This window comes from Frigoribacterium faeni (genome assembly GCF_011761235.1).
In the GTDB taxonomy this organism is placed as follows: Bacteria; Actinomycetota; Actinomycetes; order Actinomycetales; family Microbacteriaceae; genus Frigoribacterium; species Frigoribacterium faeni_A.
This window is the reverse complement of the sequence record NZ_JAAOYW010000001.1, coordinates 765,908-788,948: the sequence shown is the minus strand read 5'-3', so window position 1 is coordinate 788,948 and position 23,041 is coordinate 765,908. Positions and strand designations below refer to the sequence as shown.

Annotated in this window: 18 protein-coding genes; 9 read left to right on the top strand and 9 right to left on the bottom strand. The window is 72.9% G+C overall.

All coding sequences use genetic code 11. The features are described from left to right. Nucleotides 1-49 precede the first annotated feature (49 nt). The 5 genes from FHR78_RS03605 to FHR78_RS03585 all read left to right on the top strand — a co-directional run bounded on the left by FHR78_RS03605 (nucleotide 50) and on the right by FHR78_RS03585 (nucleotide 6,248). Entirely contained in the window at nucleotides 50-1,357 is a 1,308-nt protein-coding gene (locus FHR78_RS03605; protein ID WP_166759117.1) for a UDP-glucose dehydrogenase family protein, read from the top strand. Nucleotides 1,358-1,429: 72 nt separating this feature from the next. Next, a complete protein-coding gene (locus FHR78_RS03600; RefSeq protein ID WP_166759116.1) occupies nucleotides 1,430-2,563 on the top strand; it encodes a 5-(carboxyamino)imidazole ribonucleotide synthase in 1,134 nt (377 codons plus the stop codon). A 157-nt stretch (nucleotides 2,564-2,720) separates the two neighbouring features. Continuing rightward, nucleotides 2,721-3,188 (top strand): 5-(carboxyamino)imidazole ribonucleotide mutase, encoded by a 468-nt coding sequence (purE, locus tag FHR78_RS03595; protein ID WP_166759686.1) that lies wholly within the window; start codon nucleotides 2,721-2,723, stop codon nucleotides 3,186-3,188. Between the two features lie 47 nt (nucleotides 3,189-3,235). Continuing rightward, on the top strand, nucleotides 3,236-4,531 hold the full coding sequence (locus FHR78_RS03590) for an LCP family protein (protein WP_208392747.1): 1,296 nt from the start codon (nucleotides 3,236-3,238) through the stop codon (nucleotides 4,529-4,531). A 121-nt stretch (nucleotides 4,532-4,652) separates the two neighbouring features. Then, nucleotides 4,653-6,248: a hypothetical protein gene (locus tag FHR78_RS03585; RefSeq protein ID WP_166759114.1), complete on the top strand. Its 1,596-nt coding sequence runs from the start codon at nucleotides 4,653-4,655 to the stop codon at nucleotides 6,246-6,248. A gap of 107 nt (nucleotides 6,249-6,355) precedes the next feature. Here FHR78_RS03585 and FHR78_RS03580 read toward each other — a convergent pair whose 3' ends face one another. From FHR78_RS03580 to rfbB, 3 genes are read right to left on the bottom strand one after another with little or no spacing between them, the layout of a single operon-like run. Further along, nucleotides 6,356-7,495, bottom strand: coding sequence for a glycosyltransferase family 4 protein (locus FHR78_RS03580; RefSeq protein ID WP_166759113.1), 1,140 nt, complete (start codon nucleotides 7,493-7,495; stop codon nucleotides 6,356-6,358). Further along, nucleotides 7,470-8,369: a dTDP-4-dehydrorhamnose reductase gene (gene rfbD / locus FHR78_RS03575; RefSeq protein WP_166759112.1), complete on the bottom strand. Its 900-nt coding sequence runs from the start codon at nucleotides 8,367-8,369 to the stop codon at nucleotides 7,470-7,472. Before rfbD ends, FHR78_RS03580 begins: the two co-directional genes overlap by 26 nt. Then, nucleotides 8,366-9,352, bottom strand: a complete 987-nt coding sequence (rfbB, locus tag FHR78_RS03570; RefSeq protein ID WP_166759111.1) for a dTDP-glucose 4,6-dehydratase — start codon at nucleotides 9,350-9,352, stop codon at nucleotides 8,366-8,368. The genes rfbD and rfbB overlap by 4 nt, the downstream gene beginning before the upstream one ends. Nucleotides 9,353-9,474: 122 nt before the next feature. On the opposite strand from rfbB, the gene FHR78_RS03565 reads away from it, so the two are divergent. Continuing rightward, nucleotides 9,475-10,611: a polysaccharide pyruvyl transferase family protein gene (locus FHR78_RS03565; RefSeq protein WP_166759110.1), complete on the top strand. Its 1,137-nt coding sequence runs from the start codon at nucleotides 9,475-9,477 to the stop codon at nucleotides 10,609-10,611. Further along, on the top strand, nucleotides 10,604-11,002 hold the full coding sequence (locus FHR78_RS03560; protein ID WP_166759109.1) for a hypothetical protein: 399 nt from the start codon (nucleotides 10,604-10,606) through the stop codon (nucleotides 11,000-11,002). The genes FHR78_RS03565 and FHR78_RS03560 overlap by 8 nt, the downstream gene beginning before the upstream one ends. Nucleotides 11,003-11,029: 27 nt before the next feature. Here the strand turns inward: FHR78_RS03560 and FHR78_RS03555 are convergent, their stop codons facing one another. The 3 genes from FHR78_RS03555 to FHR78_RS15535 form a co-directional block, all read right to left on the bottom strand. Further along, the gene (locus tag FHR78_RS03555) at nucleotides 11,030-14,158 is read right to left on the bottom strand and encodes a glycosyltransferase (protein ID WP_166759108.1); all 3,129 of its coding nucleotides are present in this window, start codon (nucleotides 14,156-14,158) and stop codon (nucleotides 11,030-11,032) included. A gap of 76 nt (nucleotides 14,159-14,234) precedes the next feature. Continuing rightward, nucleotides 14,235-15,695, bottom strand: a complete 1,461-nt coding sequence (locus FHR78_RS15340) for a glycosyltransferase (RefSeq protein WP_166759107.1) — start codon at nucleotides 15,693-15,695, stop codon at nucleotides 14,235-14,237. Beyond that, the gene (locus FHR78_RS15535; protein WP_166759106.1) at nucleotides 15,692-17,062 is read right to left on the bottom strand and encodes a glycosyltransferase; all 1,371 of its coding nucleotides are present in this window, start codon (nucleotides 17,060-17,062) and stop codon (nucleotides 15,692-15,694) included. The genes FHR78_RS15340 and FHR78_RS15535 overlap by 4 nt, the downstream gene beginning before the upstream one ends. 139 nt (nucleotides 17,063-17,201) lie before the next feature. On the opposite strand from FHR78_RS15535, the gene FHR78_RS03540 reads away from it, so the two are divergent. Both FHR78_RS03540 and FHR78_RS03535 read left to right on the top strand, forming a co-directional pair. After that, nucleotides 17,202-18,020: an ABC transporter permease gene (locus tag FHR78_RS03540; RefSeq protein WP_166759105.1), complete on the top strand. Its 819-nt coding sequence runs from the start codon at nucleotides 17,202-17,204 to the stop codon at nucleotides 18,018-18,020. Further along, nucleotides 18,017-18,745, top strand: a complete 729-nt coding sequence (locus tag FHR78_RS03535) for an ABC transporter ATP-binding protein (protein WP_347878031.1) — start codon at nucleotides 18,017-18,019, stop codon at nucleotides 18,743-18,745. Before FHR78_RS03540 ends, FHR78_RS03535 begins: the two co-directional genes overlap by 4 nt. 55 nt (nucleotides 18,746-18,800) lie before the next feature. On the opposite strand, the gene FHR78_RS03530 is transcribed toward FHR78_RS03535, so the two are convergent. The 3 genes from FHR78_RS03530 to FHR78_RS03520 all read right to left on the bottom strand — a co-directional run bounded on the left by FHR78_RS03530 (nucleotide 18,801) and on the right by FHR78_RS03520 (nucleotide 23,034). Next, entirely contained in the window at nucleotides 18,801-20,096 is a 1,296-nt protein-coding gene (locus tag FHR78_RS03530; RefSeq protein WP_166759104.1) for a right-handed parallel beta-helix repeat-containing protein, read from the bottom strand. A 74-nt stretch (nucleotides 20,097-20,170) separates the two neighbouring features. Further along, nucleotides 20,171-21,697, bottom strand: coding sequence for a glycosyltransferase family 2 protein (locus FHR78_RS03525; protein WP_166759103.1), 1,527 nt, complete (start codon nucleotides 21,695-21,697; stop codon nucleotides 20,171-20,173). After that, on the bottom strand, nucleotides 21,694-23,034 hold the full coding sequence (locus FHR78_RS03520) for a glycosyltransferase (RefSeq protein ID WP_166759102.1): 1,341 nt from the start codon (nucleotides 23,032-23,034) through the stop codon (nucleotides 21,694-21,696). Before FHR78_RS03520 ends, FHR78_RS03525 begins: the two co-directional genes overlap by 4 nt. Between the last annotated feature and the right edge of the window lie 7 nt (nucleotides 23,035-23,041).

Genomic DNA, 23,041 nt, shown 5'->3' with positions numbered 1-23,041 from the left:
CGACCCGCTCGATTTTTCCTCACGGCCCGTGAGGCGACAAGATGGCCGCATGCGAATCTCTGTCGTCGGATGCGGTTACCTCGGAGCGGTCCACGCCGCGTGCATGGCTGAGCTGGGCCACGACGTCGTCGGCATCGACGTCGACGCCCGCAAGGTGGCCGAGCTCTCGGCCGGCCGTGCGCCGTTCTTCGAGCCCGGCCTGCCCGAGGTGCTCGAGCGCGCGACCGCGAGCGGCCGCCTGCGCTTCACCACGGACATGGCGGAGGCGGCAGGCGCGCAGGTGCACTTCGTCGCCGTGGGCACTCCCCAGACCGCCGGCAGCCACGCGGCCGACCTCACCTACGTCGACGCGGCCGTGGCGGGGCTCCTGCCGCACCTCTCCGAGGGCGACCTGGTCGTCGGCAAGTCGACGGTGCCCGTCGGGACCGCCGCCCGTCTGGCCGAGCTGGTCCGCGCCTCCTCGTCCGGGGCCGACCTCGCGTGGAACCCCGAGTTCCTCCGCGAGGGCTTCGCCGTCCAGGACACGGTCGCGCCCGACCGCTTCGTGTACGGCGTGCCGGCGGGCGACGCGGGCGACCGGGCGACGGCCCTGCTCGACGAGGTCTACGCCACCGCCCTGACGACGGGCACGCCCCGCCTCGTCATGGACTACGCCACCGCCGAGCTCGTCAAGGTGTCGGCCAACGCGTTCCTCGCGACCAAGATCTCGTTCATCAACGCCATGGCCGAGATCGCCGAGGCGACGGGTGCCGACGTCACGCAGCTCGCCGACGCGATCGGGCACGACGCCCGCATCGGCCGCAAGTTCCTCAACGCCGGGCTCGGGTTCGGCGGCGGCTGCCTGCCCAAGGACATCCGGGCGTTCCAGGCCAGGGCCGACGAGCTGGGCCTCGACTCGCTCGCGTTCCTCGCCGACGTCGACGCGGTGAACCTGCGTCGTCGCGACCGCGTGGTCGCCCTCGCCGACGAGCTGCTCGGCGGCGTCGACGGCGCCCGCGTCGCCGTGCTCGGCGTGGCCTTCAAGCCGAACAGCGACGACGTGCGCGACTCGCCGGCGCTCGACGTGGCCCGCCGCCTGCACGAGGGCGGGGCGCACGTCTCTGTCTTCGACCCCGAGGCGAACGCCACGGCCGCCCGGGTCGCCCCCGACCTCGACTACGTCGACGACGCGGCGAGCGCCCTCCGCGACGCCGACCTCGTGCTCGTGCTCACGGAGTGGGCCGAGTTCCGGCAGCTCGTCCCGTCGGCGGTGGCCGAGCTCGTCGGCGCCCGGCGGGTCGTCGACGGCCGCAACGTCCTCGACCCCGCCGCCTGGCGCGCCGCCGGCTTCGAGTACCGCGGGCTCGGCCGCCCGTAGCCCGAGCCGGCCACCACCACGTCCGGGCCGCGTCACGGCCCGACCCGCAGCGCACACAGTCAAGGAGACGAGATGGCCTTCCGCGTCGGAGTGATCGGGGGCGGCCAGCTGGCCCGCATGATGGTGCCGCCGGCGGTGCACCTGGGCGTCGAGATCGAGGTGCTCGCCGAGGCCGAGGGGTCGTCCGCCCGGCTCGCCGCGAGCCAGGTCGGCGACTACCACGACGTCGAGACGGTCCTCGCCTTCGCGCGCCGCGTCGACGTCGTCACCTTCGACCACGAGCACGTCCCCCAGCCGGTGCTGCGGGCCCTCGTCGAGGCCGGGGTCGCCGTCCACCCGGCGCCCGAGGCCCTGGCCGTCACGCAGGACAAGATCGTCATGCGTCGCCGTCTCACCGAGCTCGACCTGCCCGTCCCCGACTGGGCCGAGGTCCGCACCGCCGACGAGCTGGGCGCGTTCCTCGACGCGCACGGCGGCAGCGCGGTCGTCAAGACGCCCCGCGGCGGCTACGACGGCAAGGGCGTCCGCGTCGTCCGTTCGTCGCACGAGGCCGACGACTGGTTCGCGGCGGCGGCGGCGGACGACCGAGGAGGCGCCCTCCTCGTCGAGGAGCTCGTCGAGTTCCGCCGTGAGCTCGCCCAGCTCGTGGCCCGTCGGCCGTCCGGCCAGGTGGTCGCCTGGCCGCTGGTCGAGACCGTGCAGCGCGACGGCGTCTGCGCCGAGGTCGTCGCCCCCGCCCCCGACGCCGGCCCGCTGGTCGACGAGGCCGGGCGGATCGCGGTGCGGGTCGCCGACGAGCTCGGCGTGACCGGCGTCCTGGCCGTCGAGCTCTTCGAGACGACGGACGGCCGCCTGCTGGTCAACGAGCTGGCGATGCGCCCCCACAACACCGGGCACTGGAGCATCGACGGAGCCGTCACGAGCCAGTTCGAGCAGCACCTGCGCGCCGTCCTCGACCTGCCCCTCGGGCTCACCGACGCGCACGCCGACTGGAGCGTCATGGTCAACGTGCTGGGCGGCCCGGCCGCGGGCACGCTCGCCGACCGGCTGCCCGCCCTCATGGCCGCCGAGCCGGGGGCGAAGGTCCACGACTACGGCAAGGACCCGCGGCCGGGCCGCAAGGTCGGCCACGTCACCGTCACCGGCGGCGAGCTGCCGGGCGTGACGGCACGAGCGCGTGCCGCGGCGGCGTTCTTCGAGGGCTGAGGCTATCCTCTAGTCCGTGTCCGACCCGAACAGCGCCGCCCCGACGACCGCCGACCCCGTGGACGGCGAGCCGTCGAGCGCGTCCTCGACGAGCGCCGACCCGAGCCCGCGGTCGACGCCCAACGACCCGTCGACCCCGCCGCTCGTCTCGATCGTCATGGGCTCCGACAGCGACTGGCCGACGCTCCGCAGCGCGTCCGAGATCCTCTCCGAGTTCGGGGTGCCCCACGAGGTCGAGGTCGTCTCGGCCCACCGCACCCCCGACAAGATGATCCGCTTCGGCAAGGAGGCGCAGGGCCGCGGCGTCCGCGTGGTGATCGCGGGCGCAGGAGGCGCGGCGCACCTCCCGGGCATGGTCGCCTCCGTCACCACCCTGCCCGTCATCGGCGTTCCGGTGGCCCTCGCGAAGCTCGACGGCCTCGACTCGCTCCTCTCGATCGTGCAGATGCCCGCGGGCATCCCCGTGGCCACCGTCTCCATCGGCGGCGCCGCCAACGCGGGGCTCCTCGCGGCTCGCATCCTCGGGTCCTCTGATCCGGTCCTCACGCAGCGGCTCGCCGACTACGCCACCAGCCTCGGCGAGCTCGTCGAGGAGAAGAACGCCGCCCTCCGGCGGTCCCTGTGAGCGCGTCGCTGCCGGTCCGGAACCCGGACCTCGGCTCGCCGTCCTTCATGACGAGGCGCGCCTGGGCGCTCGTGCTGCTCAACGTGCTCGTGCCGGGGTCGGCCCAGGTGCTCGCGGGCAGCCGCCGTCTCGGTCGCTGGGGCCTCGCCTCCACCCTCGTCTTCTGGGGCGTCGCGCTCGTCACCGGCGCCCTCGCGCTCTTCTGGCAGACCCCGTTGCTGACCGTGGCGACGAGCGTCGTGGCCCTCACCGTCGTGCAGGTGTTCCTCGTCTACTACGCCGTGCTCTGGCTCGTCCTCACCCTGGACACCCTGCGCCTGGTCAGGATCGTGCGGACGCTGCCGACGGCCCGGGGCTTCATCGCCGGCGTCATGGCGCTGCTGCTCGTCGCGACGGTCGGGCCCGCCGCCTACGGCGCGTACCTGTCGAGCGTGCAGCACGGCCTGCTGAACAGCCTCTTCACGTCGCAGGCGGCCGCGGCCGACCCGGTCGACGGCCGGTACAACATCATGCTGCTCGGCGGCGACGCCGGCTCCGACCGGACGGGCCTGCGCCCCGACAGCATCTCGGTCGCGAGCATCGACGCCGAGACCGGCGCCACGACCATCGTCGGCGTGCCGCGCAACCTCTACAACGCCCCGTTCTCCGAGGGCTCGCCTCTCTCGGGCCCGTTCCCGACGGGCTACGACTGCGGCGACGACTGCCTCGTCAGCTACCTCTACACCTACGGCGAAGAGCACCCCGACCTCTACCCGGACGCCGAGGCCGCCAGCAGCAACCCCGGCGTCGAGGCGATGCGCGACGCCGTCGAGGGCGTCACCGGCCTGACCATCCAGTACTACGTGCTCATCGACATGCAGGGCTTCGTCGACCTGATCGACGCACTGGGCGGCATCCAGGTCGACAACACCGAGGGGCGGCTCCCCATCAACGGCGGCGTCGACGCGAACGGCCAGCCCACGAACGTGGACGGCTGGATCGAGCCCGGCGAGCAGACCCTCGACGGGTACCACGCCCTCTGGTACGCCCGTGCCCGGCACGGCTCCGACGACTACCACCGGATGGCCCGCCAGCGCGAGGTACAGACCGCCCTGCTCTCGCAGTTCCAGCCGGCGACCGTGCTCGCCAAGTTCCAGTCGGTCGCCGACGCCGGCGCCGAGACGGTCGACACCGACATCCCGCAGGGCGCCCTGACCGCCTTCGTGCAGCTGGCCCTGGAGGCGAAGGGGCAGCCGATCACCTCGCTCGAGATCGTGCCCCCGACGTTCGACAACGTGTACCCGGACTACGACGCGATCCACGCGGCGGTGGCCGCCGCCACGGTGCCGGCCACCGCGGAGTAGGGCGACGCGCCAGGTTCATCCCAGCGGATGAGGGCAGGCGGCCCGCGCGCCGGGACCGGCCAGTAGAATGTTGCGGTGCTCGGACGAGGGCACCATCCCCGTTCCCTGAGGAGGACCCCGCGTGACAACCGTGCCCCACGACGGACGTCGCCGGCTCCCGGACATCCGGTCGTTCCTCGCCCGTCAGGGGGTCCTCTTCTGCCTCGCGGCCGTCGCGGTCGTGTCCGTCCACGTCGCGATCTTCCTCGCCGGCCTGTACGCCTCGCCGGTCAACTTCGACGAGGCCTACGTGCTGCAGTCGCCCGCCAACTTCGTGCAGGGCCGGGGCTGGGGCTCCTTCGACTGGCAGACCGGCGGGCCGATCGTCCTGTTCGACCCGATCACCTCGACCGGGCCGACCGCGCTCGTGCCGGTCGCCGCCTCCTTCGCCCTCTTCGGGGTGGGCATCGAGCAGGCCCGCTGGGTCATGCTGCTCTGGTACGGGCTCTTCGTCGGCGGGGCGTGGACGCTCGGCCACCGGATGGCCGGCCGCTGGGCCGGGCTCGCCGTCGCCCTCGCGACCCTCGCCCTCAACACGCGGGTCGACTTCCCCAGCTCGGTCATCTTCGGCCCGGCCGAGGTGCTGGGCGAGATCCCCGCCGTCTCGCTGATCCTGCTCGCCATCCTGCTGCTCCGGAGCCGTCCGCAGCTCGCCGGTCTCGCGCTCGGCCTCGCCGCCATGGCGAAGCTCGCCGCGCTGCTCGCCGTGCCCGTCCTCGCCGTCGCCCTGCTCTTCGTGCCGCGCGACACCTGGGGCGTCCTGTGGCTGCGCATCGGCCGCGGCCCCGAGCTCGCCCGTCGGTTCGCCAGCGCCGTCGTGCTCGGGCTGTGGGTCATCGTGCCCGTCGGCCTGTGGGAGGTCGTGAAGCTGATCGGCCTGCACTGGCCGGCCTACAAGCAGAACCTCAAGGGCAACCTCGCCTTCTTCGGCCGCAGCGGCTCCGGCGTGACCGGCACACGGGTGACCGACTACAGCGGGCGCATCGACAAGTACCAGCTGTCGTGGTTCATCCCGTCGTGGCTCGCGACCCTCATCTTCGTGGGCACCGCCGTGATCGTCGTCGGCCTGCTGGTGCTCGCGGTGGTCTCGTGGCGTCGGGGCACCTCCCTGCCGGGGCGGGTCGGCCCGCCGGAGTTCGCGGTGGCCGCGATCTTCCTCGGGTACATGATCTGGTGGATCTTCCTCGCGAACAGCCTCTTCGCCCGTCAGTCGTTCCCCGGCATGTTGCTCGGCGGACCCATCACCGCGGCCTTCGTGTGCGTCGCCGCGGGCGTCGCCTGGCGGTCCCGGCACCTCGTCGGGCGCATCGCGGCGGTCGGGCTGATCGCCGCCTGGGGCGTCGTGGCCGTGACCCAGGCCTACCGGCACGTCGAGAAGTCGTTCTCGGACGAGTCGTACACGCGGGGCGAGCAGATCGCCGCGGCCGACTTCATCGAAGAGAACTTCCCGCAGGGCATCCAGAGCCTCGACTACTGGCAGAACCCCGAGCTGACGTTCCTGGCGGGCGTCGACTCCGTGCCCTTCCCGGCGCAGGACGACAGCCGACCGCTGGTGCTCTCGCCCCTGCACCAGCAGCTGATCCCGGACCAGTACCGCGAGGCGCTCGAGGACGACTGCGTCGACGTCCTCTACAGCCAGGACGGCTTCGTCGTCTGCACGGTCGCCCCGACCGACTGACGGGGCGGGGGGTCCGACGCGCCCCGGAGCAGCGGTGGCGTCGCCGACCACGACGAGGCCCCGATCGCTGTGCGACCGGGGCCTTCGTCACGGGGGAGCGCCGACCGTCAGAGGTCGGCGTGCAGCTGCCAGACCTTGTCGGCGGAGTCGCGCCAGCTGAACGCCCGTGCGCGGTCGAGGCCGGCGATGCCGAGGCGGGTCGAGAGCTCGAGGTCGTTGACGACCTGGTACATGGCCTGCGCGAGGCGCGCCGGGTAGCCCTCGGCGTCCTCCCGCGGGACGATCACGGCGGCGTCGTCCGCCACCTCGACGAGGGCAGGGGCGTCGGAGATGACGGAGGGCGTCCCGAGGCTCAGGGCCTCGACGACGGGCAGGCCGAAGCCCTCGGCGAGGCTGGGGAAGACGAAGACGGAGGCGCGCTGCAGCAGGACGGCGAGCTGGGCGTCGCTGACGAAGCCGAGGGTGCGCACGCGGTCGGCGGGCAGGCCGGCCTGCTCGACGATGTCGGTGACGCGGACGTCGCCCCAGCCCTCCGGGCCGACGATGAGCAGCGGCAGGTCGGGGGCGTCGGGGTGGGCGAGCGCCTTGATGAGCGGCTCGATGCCCTTGCGCGGCTCGACGGTGCCCACGCTCAGCGCGTAGCGCTCGGGCAGGCCGAGCTCGTCGGCGACCGTGTCGGGATCGGCAGGAACGACGAGGGCGTCGCTGACGGCCCCGCCGATGACGCGGATGCGGTCGCCGAACCGGAAGTGCTCCTCGAGGTCGGCGGCCACGGCGTGCGTGGGCACGACGACCGCGTCCGCGTACTTGTGGGCGCGCTTCGTCATGGCCTTGTGCCACTGCACGCCGCGGGGGGTGAGGGTGTCGGGGTTCGTCCACGGCACCGTGTCGTGGATGGTCGCCACGGTCTGGTTTCCCGGCGCGTTGAGCCGGTCGTGGCGGTGCAGCGGGGCGAGCAGGCTGGTGGCGTGCACCATCCCCCCACCGGGCAGGCCGAGGACGCCCAGCTGCCAGGCGAGGGAGAGCTCGCGGCGGCCGATGGGAGCCTTCGTGATGTGCGAGAGCCCCGGGAGCCGGGCCGCGAGGTCGTCGTACGCCGTCTGCGGGTGAGCCGCGACGACGGCCTCGACGTCGCAGCCGCGGGGGGCGGTGGCGATCAGGCCCCGGGTGATCTCTTCCGTGTAGCGACCGATGCCGCCGGGGACGGGTGCGAGGATCTGGTCAACGACCACTCGAAGCGTTGTCATCGTTCTCCAAGACTCCCCTGGTGGCGGCCTCGGTCAAGGCTTCGGTCCAATGGCGCAGGGGAGCCAGACCGGCTCGATCCCAGGCGTCGTGACCGAGCACGCTGTAGCTCGGTCGTGGTGCGGGGCGGACGAAGGTCGAGCTGTCGGTCGGCTCGACCCTAGCAGCGTCGAGCCCGGCGGCCTGGAACACCGCGCGGGCGAAGTCGTACCAGCTCGCCGTGCCCGAGTTCGTGCCGTGGTAGACGCCCGCGGGGGCCCCGGAGTCCACGAGCGCGACGATCTGGTGGGCGAGGTCGAGGGTCCAGGTCGGCTGCCCCACCTGGTCGTCGACGACGCTGACGGTGTCGCGCGACGCGGCCAGCTTGAGCATGGTCCTGGCGAAGTTGGGACCGTGCTGGCCGTAGAGCCAGGCCGTCCGCACGACGTACGTGCGGTCGGGGTTGGCGGCGAGCGCGAGGCGCTCGCCCTCCGCCTTGGTGCGGCCGTAGGCGCTGACCGGGGCGAGGGGCGCGTCTTCGGCGTAGGGGGTCGTGGCCGTGCCGTCGAAGACGTAGTCGGTCGACACCTGCACGAGGACGGCACCGACGGAGGCGGCGGCCTCGGCGAGCAGGCCGGCGGCGGTCCCGTTGACGGCGAGTGCCGCCTCCTCGTCTGTCTCGGCCGCGTCGACCGCGGTGTAGGCGGCTGCGTTGACGACGACGTCGTGGCCCTGCACGGCCGCGAAGACGGCGTCGCGGTCGGTGACGTCGAGGTCGGCGCGGCCGAGCACGGTCACGTCACGGCCGAAGAGCGCCTCGAGCAGGTCGGAGCCGAGCATGCCGCGGGCGCCGGTGACGAGCCAGCGACTGCGGCCGGCGGTCGTGGCGTCGCTCATGCGAGGGCCGCGCGCTCCTTGAGGGGCTGCCACCACTCACGGTTGTCGCGGTACCACTGCACGACCTCGGCGAGGCCCTGGGCGAACGGCACCTGCGGCTCGTAGCCGAGCTCGGCGCGGATCTTCGAGATCTCGACCGAGTAGCGGAGGTCGTGGCCCAGGCGGTCCTGCACGCGGTCGACGTACGACCAGTCCTTGCCCGTGGCCTCGAGGAGCATCTCGGTCAGTTCTTTGTTGGTGAGCTCGGTGCCGCCGCCGATGTTGTAGATCTCGCCGGCGCGGCCGCCGACGAGGACCATGGCGATGCCGCGGGTGTGGTCGTCGACGTGCAGCCAGTCGCGGATGTTGTTCCCCTCGCCGTAGAGGGGCACGTGCACGTCGTCGATGAGGTTCGTGACGAAGAGCGGGATGACCTTCTCGGGGAAGTGGTACGGCCCGTAGTTGTTGCTGCAGCGGGTGATCGAGATGTTCAGCCCGTGCGTTCGGTGGTAGCTGCGGGCGAGCAGGTCGCTGCCGGCCTTCGACGCGGAGTAGGGCGAGTTCGGCTCGAGCGGGCGGTCCTCGGCCCACGAGCCCTCGGCGATCGAGCCGTAGACCTCGTCGGTCGACACGTGCACGAAGCGCGCCAGGTCGTGCCGGAGCGCGGCGTCGAGCAGCTGCTGCGTGCCGAGGACGTTGGTCTCGACGAAGATCGAGGCGTCGCGGACGGAGCGGTCGACGTGCGACTCGGCGGCGAAGTGGACGACGGCGTCGACCTCGGGGATGAGCGTGTCGAGCAGGGCGCCGTCGCGGATGTCGCCCTTCACGAAGCGGTACCGCGGGGAGTCGGCGACGCTCGCCAGGTTCGCCTCGTTGCCCGAGTAGGTGAGCGCGTCGAGCACGACCACCTCGGCGCCCTCCAGGCCCGGGTAGGCGTCTTCGAGGGTGCGTCGGACGAAGTTGGAGCCGATGAAGCCGGCTCCGCCGGTGACGAGGATTTTCACGCTGGTTCCTTGGGTGTCGGTCTCGGAAGGGTCAGTCGATGGTAGCGGGTGCGGTGGGACCGACGGCCCGGGCGCCGGGGCGTTCAGCCGTCTCCCGCGGACGGCGTGGGTTAATGGGCGGGATGACGGAGAAGACGAGCCTGCTGATCGGCGCCTACGAGCGCGACAACTTCGGCGACCTCCTCTTCCTGCGCCTGACCGAGGACCTCCTCCCCGGCCCGACCGCGGCGTCGCTGATCGCCGCCGACATGCGAGAGCTGACCGGGCGCTACGTCGTGCCCTACGAGACCGAGCTGGCGAGACGGTCGTTCGACCTGGTGTGGGTCGTCGGCGGCGAGGTCGGAGCCACCACGACCGAGCTCGCGCTCGGGTTCAGCATGCCCGAGGCCGAGCGGGAGGCCTGGTCGGCGGCGGACCCGGCAGGGCGCGACCGGCTCCGACGACTGCTGGGCGCCCCGGACCTCGACTCGTCGGCCTACGTGCCCGACCTCGGCGCCTACCCGCTGGCGTCCGGGACGCCGCTCGTCCTCAACAGCGTCGGGGTCGCGGGCCTCAGGGGCACGGAGCCGCGGCGCCGCGACGCGTTGCTCGCCCGGGTGGCGGCCGCCGACGACGTCGTCGTGCGCGACCGCGACTCCCAGGCCTTCCTGGACGAGTCCGGGGTGCGCTCGCGGCTCGCCCCCGATCTCGTGCAGACGATCGTCGACCGGCCCGACGTGCCGACCGTCGAGACGTGGGCGGGCACGCTCGTCGTCCAGGCCTCCGTCCGTCACCTCGCGAAGGTGGGCGCCACGGCCTTCTGGCTGTCGGTGGCCGAGGCGGCGAGGCGGACCGGGCTCGGGGTCACCCTGTTCGCCGCCGGCACGGCCCACCTGCACGACTCCTACGACTCCTACGACGAGGCGCGCCGGCTGCTCGCGGAGGCGGCGCCCGACGTCGACGTCCAGGTCGTCCCCGACCGCGATCCGCTCGTCCTCTGCGGCGTCGTCCGGTCGGCCGCCGCGTGGCTCGGATCGTCGTTGCACGGTCGCGTGGTGGCGTCGGCGTTCGGCGTTCCCCGGGTCAGCCTCGAGAACGCGAAGGTGAGCGCCTACGCGGCCACGTGGGACGCGGGGATGCCGTTCGGGGCGACGGTGCCCGACGTGCCCGCCGCGGTCGAGGCCGCCCTCGGTCTCCGGGGCGACGACGACGGCACGGGGCGGCGTCTCGCCGACCAGGCCCGAGAGTCGACGGGCGCCTTGGTGGCAGCCCATGCGTGACGACGACGTGGTCGACGGCCTCGCCTCCCTCGTCGCCCACCAGCGAGCCGAGGCGGTGTCCCACGTGGTCGAGTCGACCGAGCTCCGCCGTGCGCTCCGACGCGCCGAGGCGGAGGCGGAGCAGCGCGTCGGGGAGCTCGACCGCACGCGCTCGGAGGCCGACGCCCTCCGGGACGACCTGGCCGCGGCCCGCCGGTCCCTGGACGACGCGGAGGCGGCCCTCGCGCGCTCGGAAGCCGAGAACGACCGCGGCCGTCGCGAGGCCGCCGTCGTCGAGGACGAGCTCCGGCGCGAGCGGGCGCGCATCCGCACGCTCCAGACGTCCCTGGCCGACGTCCGGTCGTCGCTGTCGTGGCGGGTCACCCGGCCGCTCCGTGCCCTCCGCCGCTGAGCGTCCCGCAGAGCCGCGGCGGCCGGGTCAGCGCGAGAGGAACTCGCTGACGTCGGCGTCGAGCGTCGCCGCGCGGGCGGCGAAGCTGTGCTCCGCCCGGACGAGCTCCGAGGCCGCCATCAGCTCCTGCTCGGTGGGCAGGGGCCGGACCCCCGTGAGCAGCGCTCCCAGGTCGGCGGCGTCCGAGTAGGTCGAGACGGCGTCGCCGAAGACGTCCCGCAGGCCCACGACGTCGTCCGACACGACCCGTGCCCCGGCCGCGACGGCATCGAAGAGGCGGTTCGACAGGAAGCCGTAGCGCGCCATGTCCGCCCAGTGGTCGTTGAGCACCACGCCGGCGCCGCGGTACAGGGCGCCCACCTCGGCGGGCCCGACGAAGTCGGCCTTGACGAGCCGCGGGTCGACGTAGCCCTCCCAGCCGTGTCCGTAGATCGAGGGCTCGACGCCGACGGACAGGGCATCGGCCACGACGGGGCGCATCGCCTTGCGGGGCGTGCCCACGAAGACCACGTCCGCTCCGGAGCCGGGGAGGGCCGAGTCGGGCGAGAACCGCGACGGGTCGGTGGCCTGGAGGAGCGGCCGGACGTCGACGCCCGTGCGGTCCGCCGCTCGTCGCGCCCACTCGGCCCCGGCCGCGTAGACGAGGTCGTAGCTGCGGATCTCGTCGTCGGAGACCAGGTCCGGGTGGCTGATGACCCAGAGCACGTTCACGGCTCCGGGCTGCGGCGGCACCTTGGCGAGTCCGCGGATCGTCAGGACGACGTCGTCCACGTCGCGGGACCGACGGAAGTGCCCCTCGACGCGGTCGACGACCACCTCGTTCCCCATCGCCTCCAGCGCCCGGCGGAGGTCGTCGGCGAAGAACGTGTCGCCCCACGCGTCCCCGCGCGGAGCGGCGGGGGAGGAGATCTTGATCGCCCACCGCCTCGGGGCGCCGGGCAGGCGGCCCAGCAGCGGGACGCTCTCCCGCAGGGGGGCGAAGCGGACCAGCCGGCGCGCCGGCGGGTCGAGGCCGACCTGCGTGTCGACCCGCCAGCTGGTCGCCGTCAGGCCGGCCGCGGCCAGCCCGTCCTCGTGGTCGGCCGCCGGCTGTCGACCCGCCCAGAACTCGGCGAACGCCGAGGAGGCCTCGGCGTCGACGGCGAGTCGGCTGTCGTCGCGGAGCGCGCCGTCCTGGAGGACGGCCTCGTGCACGAGGCGGAACGACCTCTCGCCGCCGCCGAGGCGCAGGCACAGGTCGACGTCGTAGAGGGCGCCGCCGAAGTGGGGCCGGAAGCCCCGGACGCGCCGCAGGTCGTCCGCCCGGAGGAGGAGCGCCGAGGCGGTTCCGGCGGAGAAGTCGCGGCGGCCCGACCGGAGGAGGTCCTCGAGGGGCTGGCCGCGGAGGAACGACCGGGGCACGGCCCGGTCGCCGGCGAAGACGACGCCGGACGCCCCGACCGCGCCCTCCGCGTCGAGGACGACGGCGAGGGCTCCGCTCACCTCGGGCGTGAGGCCGCCGAGCAGGGCGCTCAGCCACCCTCGGCGCCCGACGGCCGTCGGGCTCATGACGAGGACGTGGCTCCCCGTGGAGAGGGCGAACGCGATGTCCAGGGAGAGGGCGGGCTTGCGGTCGTTCGCCTCCCGGACCAGGACGACGCGAGGGTCCCGGGCGAAGACCGCCGCCACGACCGCAGAGAAGTCGCGGGTGGACGCCTTGTCGACGATGACGACCTCGACGTCGAGGCCGTCACGGTCCGCCTCCGTCAGCAGCGAGCGGACGGCCGGGACGACGTCCTGCCAGCCGTCGCGGGCGTTCAGCAGGACGGACGTCCGGCCGTCGACCCTGTCGGGGGCGGCCGCGTCCACGGCGTCCCAGTCGACGAGGTACTTGGACAGGACGACCTCGCGCCAGGTGGAGCGCTCCGACGTCGTGATGCGTCCGACCGTCGCCTCCTCGTGCTCGTAGTCGACGCCGATGATCGGCAGGTACCGCGCGTCGTGCTCGAGCATCAGGCGCAGGACGAGGTCGTAGTCGACCCAACGCCGCAGCGACTCGTCGAACCCGCCGACCTCGACGAGCAGGTCGCGCCGGACCATGAGCACGTTGAGGTCGACGAAGCTCAGACCGTCGAGGAGGTAGTCGCGACCCGCCTGCACGCCGACGTACTGGATGCGGCCGTGGTCCTCGTAGCGCTTGATCCCCGTGTAGGTGACGGGCACGCCGTAGTGCGCCATCCCGGCCGAGGACACCTCCAGGTAGTCCGCGCGCCACTCGTTGTCGGAGTCGATGAAGGCGACGAGCTCTCCGCGGCTGGCCGCGATGCCCGCGTTGCGCGCGACCGAGACGCCGGACTTCGGCTGCGAGACCAGGCGGATCCTCGGGTCCGCCTCGGCCAGCTGCCGGACCACGGCCGCGGTCTCGTCGGTCGAGCCGTCGTCGACGACCACGAGCTCCCAGTCCTCGAGCGTCTGGGCGACGACGCTCTCGACGGCGGCGACGATGACGTGGGCGCGGTTGTAGGCGGGCATGACGACCGAGATGAAGGGCGCGTCGCCCGGCGTGCGGCCCGGGGCCGGCTGGACGGGCGAGGCGGCGAGCTCGGCCCGGAACGCGGCCTCGACCTCGTCGTCCCACTCGTCGCGGGCGCGGCGCTGCGTGCGGAGGTTCTGGGCGCTGAACAGGCGGGTCCGGTGCTCGAGCAGCTCACGGGCCTCCCGCCAGGTGACGTCCTGGCCGTCGACCGTCGGGAGCACGGTGTCGTCGTCCATCTGCCGGACGAAGCGACGGAAGGTGTCGAACGGCTTCTCGCCCTCGATCTGACCGGCGCGGGCGAGCGAGAAGAACGGCCCCAGCTCGTCGACGGACCCGGGCGTCTTGAGGAGCGTGAGCCACTGGGCCACCGACCGGGGCGTGCGGCCCACCATCCAGCGCGGCTCGATGAGCGGGTGGATGGTGACGGCGTGGTGCGGGCGGCTGGCCAGGACGCGGCGCAGGGCGTCGGTCCGGCTCTCGAAGAGCTGGCCGACCTGCAGCCCGACGTAGTGGGAGTCGACGAGGTCGCGGATGTTGTAGGGCCACTCGGCCGGGGCCGTCCCCACGGGGGCGGCGCCTCGGGCGCCGGGGCGCACCGCCGCGAGCTTCCGGACGAGCTTGCTCAGTCGGGGATCGACCATGGGGCAGTTCTCTGCTCTCTCTGTGGTGCGACGCGGGTGCGCGCGGATCGGGGACTCGGGGGCTGTCTGAGGGGCGTCAGCGGTGCAGGCCGGCGCGGAGCCGGTCCACCGTGCGCGGGGACCGCGCTGCCAGGGCGAGGCTCACGCGGCTGCGCCAGCTGGCCCGGCGAGGGTAGGTGACGAGGCCGGCGGCCACGGCGGTCTGCAGCACCGTGGACCACCGGAGCCGGAGGGCGGTCGCGTCGACGGGGCGAGCGGCGGCGGCGCGGACGGCGTCCGCGACGTCCGCGGAGGAGGCGTCGGCAGGGTAGCTGGCGGTCGTCAACGAGGTCGCCAGGCCGGCCAGGACGCGAGACCGCTGCTGCCGGGTCCGCGAGGTCAGCCGTGCGCCGCGGGCAGGCGCCGAGGCGACGAGCCACCTCGGGCTCAGGTAGTTCATGGTGAGGAGCTGGGAGAGGTCGGGGCTGCCGTCCGCGTGCACCGCGACGTCCCAGACGCGTCGACGGTCCGTGTCGGGCACGACGGGGAGCCCCTCGGCCGACCGCCGGATCGCCGAGAGCCGACGCCTGGGCACGACGAGCGTGACGACGCCGGCGTCGCTGAGGTGCTCGCGGAGCGCCAGCGCCAGGTCGAGGGTGTCGGACTGCGTCTCGGACCAGGGTCCCGTGACGGCGACCCGGACGAGGTCGTCGCCCGGCGCGACGGCGTCGGCGAACGCGTCGAGGGGGTCGCGGTCGTGCTGGAGGAAGATCTGGAGGGCGGCGACGTAGTGCGGGTACCGCTCGACCAGGACCTTCTCGTGGGCGAACCGGAGCCGGGGCCCTCGGTCGCCGCTGAAGCTCGTCGAGCCGACGTGGTACACGAGCGCATGGTTCGCGATGATCGAGGACCACCCCGCCTCGGCGGCCCGGAGGCAGAGGTCGTTCTCCTCGCCGTAGCCCGGCGCGAACGCCTCGTCGAAGAAGCCGACGGCGTCGATGACCTCGCGCCGCACCAGGTAGCAGAAGCCCATCGCCACCGGGGCCACGGTGAAGCGGGGGAGGAGGGGGGAGACCGCGGTCCAGACCGCGAGCGTCCGCTCGGGCGAGCGCGCCACGTTCGTGTTCCGCTGGGCGAGGGGCATGCTCGCGATCGTGGCGTTGTTGCTGCGGGTCGTGACGATGCCGTGGGATCCGCTGAGCGCCAGCACGGACGCCATCTCGTCGAGGAAGCCCGCGGTCACGATGGTGTCGCTGTTGAGCAGCAGCACGTCGTTGTCCGTGGTGTCGACGTCGAACACCACGTGGTTGCAGTTGCCGACGAACCCGAGGTTCGACGCGTTGCGGTGGTACGTGAACCCTGCGTGGTGCCCCACGAGCTCGAGGAGGCGCGCCTCGATGTCGTCGGCCTGCGGGCCCACGTCGTTGCTGAGGATGACGCGGTCGATCGAGAAGTCCACGTGCTCGAGCAGGGACGACACGCACGCCTCGAGTCCGGCCATGTCGTCGTAGACGGGGACGACGATCGTCACGGGGCGCCGGGCCCCGGGGGCGTTCACCGCCTCCTCAGCCGGGACACCGCGACGCCGGGACGGCGCAGGACCCGCCCGACGAGGCCGGAGCGTGTCCGCAGCCGCGACCAGACCAGGCCGAGGACCATGCGCGGGGTCGTGGCGCCCATCGAGGCGTAGGCCGAGGGGAGGGCGAACCAGTAACGGGCCATCTCGGGCAGACGGTAGGCGTCCGAGCCCACCAGCGCCTCCAGCCGGTCGATGACGGCGGCGTTGCCCGAGCTGGCCGCGGCGATGTCCACGGCCCGGGCGCGGGCGGCCCTGCCGTGCTCGTCGACGAGCTCCGGAGCGGTCGCGTAGGCCTGGAGGGCGTCCGCCAGCGCGCCGATGTCGTCGGGGTCGAAGAGGGCCCCGGTGCGGCCGGGCTCGACCAGCTCGGCGCTGCCGCCCGTGCTGCTCGCGACGACGGGGCGCCCCACCGCCATGTACTCGAGGGTGGAGCGGCCGAACGCCTCGATCGTCGACGGGGTGACGCAGACGTCGGCGGCCCGGGCGACGCTGAAGGGGTTCTCGAGCTCGCCGAGCAGGGTCAGGTTCCCCTCGACGCCGAGCTCGCGGGCGAGCCGGCGGAGCGTCAGGTCGTAGCCGGGCTCCTTCCAGGCGCCGACGAGGGCGACGGACGCCGTGACGCCCCGGCGACGGAGCTCGCCGAGGGCCCGGACGACCCGGTGCTGGCCCTTGCCGTCCTCGACCCGGCCGACGACCGTGATGCGCAGACCTGGGTCGGCCTGCGGGAACGGCTCGGCCTTCGGCGGCTCGAGACTCGAGGCGAGCACCTCGTCGAGATCGATCTGCGGGTAGGCCACGGTGATCTTCGCGGGGTCGATCGAGCCCGCGAGGTGGCGTGCCACGGCGTGGGAGTTCGTGACGACCGCTCCGGAGAGCAGGCCGATGTCGTGGAACGTGGCGTCGCGGCCCATCTGGAAGTGCAGCCCGTGGTCGAGGTCGCCGTACTCGCGCACGAACCAGGCGTGCGGGATCCCCACGACGGCGGCTGCGAAGGCCGCCCAGGGGGCCACGAGGGTGTTGGTCACGACGAGGTCGGGCCGCTCTCGCTCGAGGAGGGCGATCATGGCGCCGACCGCGGCGTAGTCGACCGCCGCGAAGGCGGTGCGCTCGCTCGTGGGCGCCGGCTGCGGGCTGGGCAGCGCCCAGCCGCGGAAGCGGAACGCGTGGTACGGCCAGCCGCGGCGTCGCAGGGACTCGATGAACTTGCCCGCGGGGGCCTTCGTGAGGAACACGGGCTCGAGGTCGGGACGGGACACCGACCAGTCCTCGACGAGACGGAGGAGCGACCGCTCCGCGCCTCCGAGGTTGATGGGCGCGGTACTGTGGTTGGAGAAGAATACGCGCACCGGCTTACTCTACAAGTGATGGCCAGGCTCGCGTGTTCTCACCTGACTCGGTCTCAGCACACGGGAGCCCGACCCTCAGGGGCCCGAACCCCTCGAGTCGCTGCCGGCTCGGACGACCTCCACGCCGGAATCGGAACGCATGACCTACATCTCTGAACTCGTCTCGTCGCGTGAGCTCCTCGTGAACCTCACCATGAGAGAGGTCAAGGGAAAATACCGTCGCACCGTCTTCGGCCAGCTCTGGTCGATGATCAACCCGCTCGCGACGATGCTCGTCTACACGATCGTCTTCTCCGTGATCTTCCGGGCTCGCATCGTCACGGGCGATCCGAGCGGCATCACGATCTACCCGCTGTGGCTGATGTCCGGCCTGCTGCCCTGGATGTTCTTCACGCGCGTCGTGAACCAGGGCATGGCCTCGATCACGTCGAACGGGTCGCTGATCAAGAAGGTGTACTTCCCCCGGATCAGCCTGCCCCTGTCGGCGGTGGGGGCCACGGGCTTCACCTGGCTCATCGAGATGGGCGTCCTGTCGGTCGCCCTGCTGATCTTCGGGTCGCGCCTCCTGCCCTGGCTGCCCCTGGTGATCGGCATGATGGTCCTGCTCGCCCTCTTCGCCGCGGGGATGGCCATGCTGCTGGCGATCATCAACGTCCACTTCCGCGACATGCAGCACCTGATGGCGATCGTGCTGCAGATGTGGATGTACCTCACGCCGATCATCTACCCGATCTCGCTCGTCGAGGAGGCCGCGGCGAAGCACGGCGCCTGGATCCTCACGGTGTACCGCCTCAACCCGATGGAGCGCTTCGTCGAGGTGTTCCGCAACTTCCTGTACGACAATCGGTGGCCCGACCCGACGGACTTCGTCTTCTGCTTCCTGGCCGCCGCGGTCGTCTTCGCCCTGGGGTTCCTCGTGTTCTCCCGCAACGACAAGAATCTGGCAGAACTCCTGTGACCACACCCGCCGTGATCGTCGACGACGTCTCCAAGCGCTTCCGCATGTACCACGAGCACAACAACTCGCTGAAGTCGGCCCTGATGCGGGGCCGACGCTCCGTCCACGAGGACTTCTGGGCCCTGAACGACGTCTCGTTCGAGGTGCCCAGCGGCACCACCTTCGGCCTCATCGGCCGCAACGGCTCGGGCAAGTCGACCCTCCTCAAGTGCCTCGCCCGCATCCTCCAGCCGAGCTCGGGCTCCATCACCGCGAACGGACGCCAGGCGTCGATGCTCGAGGTGGGCTCCGGGTTCCACCCCGAGCTGTCCGGCCGCGAGAACATCTTCCTGAACGGGTCGATCCTCGGCATGTCCCGCAAGGAGATCACCGGCAAGTTCGACGAGATCGTGGCGTTCAGCGGGGTCGAGAAGTTCATCGACCAGCCCGTGAAGAACTACTCGTCGGGCATGTACGTCCGGCTCGGCTTCTCGGTGGCCGTGAGCGTGACCCCCGACATCCTCGTCGTCGACGAGGTCCTCAGCGTCGGCGACGCCACCTTCCAGAAGCGCTGCCGCCGCAAGTTCCGCGAGATGAAGCGCGAGGGGCAGACGGTCATCCTGGTCTCGCACTCGATGGGCACCGTCCGCGACCTCTGCGACGAGGTCGCGTGGCTGGACGCGGGCCGCCTGCGCGCGACCGGCCCCGCCGACGAGGTCATCGCCGCCTACACCGAGACGGTCTGACCCGCCGACGGGCCGTGGGCCGTGTCGCCCAGCGAGGTGAAGGAGCGCGCCCGCCTCAGCCCGCGACCGCCTGCCGTTCGTCCGTGCACATCCGAGTCGCGTTGGCGTCGTCGAAGCGGTTCGGGTTCGCGGACGAGTAGCTGACGCTCTTGGCCACGACGGCTGCGGTGGCTATCTGGCAGCGGGTCTTGCCTGGACCCTCCGCGAAGGTGTTCCCCCCGACCGAGAGCGCACCGGACGCGATGTCGGTGAAGAGCGCGATGTAGGTACCGCCCGTGAGGACGTTCCGGTTGACGACCGTGTCGGAGGCGGCGCCCTGCACCACGACGCCGATGTTGCGCGGTGCGGTCACGACGTTGCCGACGATCCGTCCGCCGGTCGTCGGGTGCAGGGCGACGCGCTGGTTGCTGCGGAGGAAGAACCCGTGGTTGCCCGGCGACGCGCACGTGTTCGAGAGCATGACCGAGTAGTCGCCCCCGAGGTGCACGCAGTGGTTGAGGTTGCCGGAGAACGTGCTGTTCGACACCGTCACGTGGTTGCTCGACGTGTTCGTGTAGAGGGCGACGCCGTCGCCGTTGGTCCTGGTCGCCTTCAGGCCGTCGATGACGGTGCCGACGACGTAGTCGCCTCCCACGCCCGGCCCGGGGCCGGGGGCCGTGGCGCCGACGGTCGGGTACCACTGGCCCGTCCGGTCGACCTGCACCCGGGTGAGACGGGTCCCGACGACCGGCGTCGTCCCCACGCCGTCCAGCACGATGCCGGTGCCGCCCGGGGTGTGCACGGTGGTGTCGCTGACGGTGACGTCGTCGTCGCGCACCTCGATGCCGTCGTAGATCGCGTTCCCGACGACCGACCGGGTGACGCTGCAGCCGTCGCAGTGGACCTGGACCGGGGCGAGCACGCGCGACGTCGGCAGCGCCTCCGTGGCGCTCCTCGGCCGGAGCGCTCCCTGGCCGGCCTTGTTGCCGTCGACGACGACGAGGTCGAGGCGCGCCCCGGCGCCGTCGAGCCGCACGACGTACGAGCTGGCCCACCGGGAGTCGTCGGGATCGGCGAAGCCGCTCGCGCCACGGGGGAGCCGGAGGACGGTGTCGCTCCGGCCGTCGCCGTTCGTGTCCTGGCCGGCCAGCGTCACGCCGGCGGGGACGCGGAGGGTCTGGGCGTCGATCGTGCCGGCGGCGACGACGACGGTCGAGCCGGGGCGGGCGGCGGCGAGGGCCCGCTGGATCTCGGCCTGGCTGGCCGGGGCGGCCGCGTGGGCGGCGCCCGCGGGGCCGAGCAGGGCCGTGGCGGCGATGGCCGCGGCCACGACCGAGGCGGAGGAGAGACGGGTCCGTGCGGTGCCGAGCATGACGGCGAGCCTAGGTGTCCTGCGCCCCCGCCGCTGTTCCTCTTTCGGGGGACACGACGGGGCGCCGGGGTACGTCAGCGACGCGCCAGGCCGGTCCGGCGGGCGACGCGCCCGAGGGCGAGAGACAGGCGGTAGGCCCGGCTCTCCTTGAGCGCGGCCAGCTCGTCACGGCGGAGGGCCTGGGCGCGTGCGTCCGGCGCGGCGGTGAGCCGCGAGACCGCGTCCGCCAGCCCGAGCCTGTCCGTGCGCCGCTCGAGGGCGGCGACCCGGTCCCTCAGGCTCGTGCCCTCGTGGGCTCGCCACGCACCGGCGAGGTCGTCGAGGGCCACGCTCCGCCCCGTTCCGTCGAGGGCGACGTCGACGTCGGCGTGCTCGCGGACGGCCGCCGAGACGACCGAGCGCCCGGCGGCGGGTCCTTCGCTCGACCACGCGGTCGCCGCGGGCACGAGGCCGAGGTCCAGGCACGCCCAGCCTGCGTAGCGCCTGTTCGCCTGCAGCAGCCGGTGGCCGTCGACGAGGCCCGGGACGAGGACCCCGAGCGCGACGATCTGGTCGTCGGAGGCGTCGGTCCGCACGACCGCACCCGGGCTCAGGGCCGAGACCCGGTCGACGGCATCGTCGTCGGCGAGCACCTCGAGCGTCGCGTCGGCGGCCAGGGCCGAGGAGGCGCGAGCCACCACGGCGTCCCGGGTCGCGTCGTCGAGGCCCGCGGCCGCGGCTCCCCTCAGGTCGAGCGTGACCGAGACCGGGCCCGGCCGGTCGACGAGGGCGTCGGCGAAGCGGTCGGCCGGGTGCACGTCGTGACGAAGGAAGGCGCCGGTGGCCTGCCCGTAGAACGGGTAGCGCGCCTCCAGCTTCTTCTGGTGCGCGTCCCGCAGGGCGTTGCGGCGCGCGCCGACGAAGCTCTTGGACCCCGCGTGCAGCACGAGCGCGCGGTTCGCCATGACGGACGACCAGCCGTGGGCGTTGACGCGGAGGCAGTAGTCGTTCTCCTCGCCGTAGCCGGGGGCGAACTCGTCGTCGAAGAGGCCGAACTCGCGGATGAGGCTCCGGCGGGTGAGGAAGCAGAAGCCCATCGCCACGGGCGTGACGTACCAGCGGGGGAGCAGGGGCGAGATCTGCTCGAAGACCTCGAGCGTGCGCTCCGTGGTGCGCTCGGCGGGCCGGACCTGGCGGAACGGCAGGCTCGCGATCGTGGCGTTGTTGCTCCGGGCGCAGACGACCCCGTGGTGCGGCTCGGCCCACAGCACGTCGTGCATCTCGTCGAGGAACCCCGCCGTGACGACCGTGTCGCTGTTGAGCAGGAGGACGTCGCGGTCGGACGTGTCGAGCTCGGTGACGGCACGGTTGCAGGTGCCGACGAAGCCGAGGTTGTGGTCGTTGCGCTCGTACCGGAACCCGCGGAGGCCCTCGACGGCCTGCAGCAGCGCCCGCTCGATGACGTCGGCGTCCGGGCCGCAGTCGTTGACGAGCAGCACCGAATGGCGGTCGACGTCGACGTGCTCGACGAGCGACGCGACGCAGTCGAGGAGGGACGGCAGGTCGCCGTAGACGGGGACGACGACGGTGACGCCGGGGCGGTCGGTGCGGGACGAGGTCATCGGTCGAGGTCTCTCTCGGGCGCGGCGGCGGCCGTCAGACGGACGGCGGCCGCCGCGACGGCGGAACGGAGGTCGCCGCCGAGCAGGCCCGGGGCGACGTCGAGGAACTCGCCGGGGCCGTCCGCGGCGTCGCGGCGGACCGCCGCGACGAGCGCGTCGGCGAGGGCGTCGGGCTCGGCAGCGACGGCGGAGATGCGGTCGTGCAGGCCGCCCCGCGTGCCGCCGAAGTCGTTGGTCACGGCGTAGGCGCCCGAGATCGCCGCGTCGAAGGGCGGATGGCTCGGGTGGGGGCTGTACTGCAGCGACAGGACGACGTTCGTCGACGCGAGCAGCTCGAAGTAGTCGTCCCACGGCAGCGTGCCCCGGCTGCGCAGCACGTGCCCTGAGCCGAGGTCGACGTCGCCGTGGGCCTCGCCCGCCGAGACGAACTCGACCCGACGGCCGGAGTCGGCGAGCCGGACGGCGGCGATCTTGAGGGCGGTGAGCCCGAGCCGGTAGAGGTTGCGGTGCTTGCTCGGACGCCCGTAGAAGAGGACCCGGGTCACGTCGTCGCTGCGTCGCCCCGCGGCCACGCGCCGCAGGAGGTCGAGGTCGAGGTCGGGGGCGAAGACGAGCTCGGGGTCGATGTCGAGGCCCTGGTGCTCGCGGAGGTACGCGTGCAGCGGCGACGAGTTCACGATCGGCTGGAAGCCCCGCTGGTACGTGGACGCCGCGACGGCGTACTCCGTCGACCACGGGCTGAAGCCGGGTTCGTAGTCCTGCACCAGGTAGGCGACCCGACGGGCGTCGACGCGCCCGGCACGGACGGCGACGTCGACGGCGTGGGCCGTCTTCCAGTGGGTGGCCAGCCACGTGTCGTCCGGGGAGAAGCCGACGTCGAGCAGGGCCTCGCGGGGCACGACGCGGGCCTCGATGCCGGGGAACCGCGAGGTCACGTAGGCCTCGGCGGCGCTGCCGCTGTTGCCGCCCGTGGTGTGGCCGACCATGACGATGCGCAGGGGCAGCCCGAGCTCGTCCGCGAGCGCACGACCCGCGACGACCGCGGTCGAGATGCCCGCGAAGGTGGCGTCGGCGCGGATCTCGCCGACCACCAGGTCGAGGTGGCGCACGGCGGCAGGGTCGAGGCGGATGCCGGCCAGCGCCGTGCTCGTCTCGACCAGCTGGGCCCAGGGCCGTGCGGCGGCGTCCGAGGCCGCGAGCTCGGCCTCGGCGGTGGGGGAGCGGTCGATCGCCACGAGCCGTTCCCGGACGGTGTTCCGGTAGTCGCCGTCCCGCACGTACCGCGAGTTCACCCGGGCCAGGTCGGTCAGCAGATGGCGGATCTTGGCGGCGTCCATGCTCGGG